The following is a 715-nucleotide window of genomic DNA, read 5'->3' as shown; positions in this document are numbered from 1 at the left end:
CGCGTGGCGTAATCCATTCTTATGCCGATGGCAAAATTGAAGACACAGGTCCTTTGACGCGTAAGCGCATGGAAACGGTCGACCAAGAAACGCTAGACGCGGCAATGAATTTCATGGAGCGTCAAGTTAAAGCGAACAAGCCGTTCTTCTTGTGGTACAACGCAACACGCATGCACATTTGGACGCATGTGAAAGAAGAAAACCGTACAACAGGTTTGGGTGAATACGCAGATGGTATGGTAGAGCACGACAACATGGTTGGTGAGTTGCTAGATAAACTGGATGATCTGAAAGTGGCCGACAACACCATCGTGATTTACACAACCGATAACGGCCCGATGAACGCGACCTGGCCTGATGCAGCATTTGGTCCTTTCCGTGGTGAGAAAAACACAGGTTGGGAAGGTGGCTTCCGCGTACCAGCAATGGTTCGTTGGCCTGGGCACATTGCACCAAATACGAAGTTAAACGACATCTTTGCGGGTGAAGACTGGTTCCCAACACTGCTTTCTGCGGCGGGTAACAACACCATCAAGCAAGACTTGCTGAAAGGCTACAAATCATCGTCTGCTGATCGCACATACAAAAACCATTTAGATGGTTACAACCAAATGAATTACTTGATGGGTAAAGACAAAGAGTCTGCTCGTGATGAGTTCTTCTACTGGTCAGACGCTGGCGATTTGCTAGCAATGCGTGACAAGCGTTTCAAGCT

General features: G+C 48.1%; 1 protein-coding gene. It reads left to right on the top strand.

The annotated features are described in order from the left end of the window. Positions 1-715, top strand: a 715-nt coding sequence (locus R7044_RS25415; RefSeq protein ID WP_225456021.1) for a sulfatase-like hydrolase/transferase, incomplete at both ends; no start/stop codon positions are given.

This window comes from Vibrio sp. 1402 (assembly GCF_033340275.1).
The sequence above is the reverse complement of the archived record's forward strand: the minus strand, read 5'-3'. Positions and strand labels throughout refer to the sequence as shown.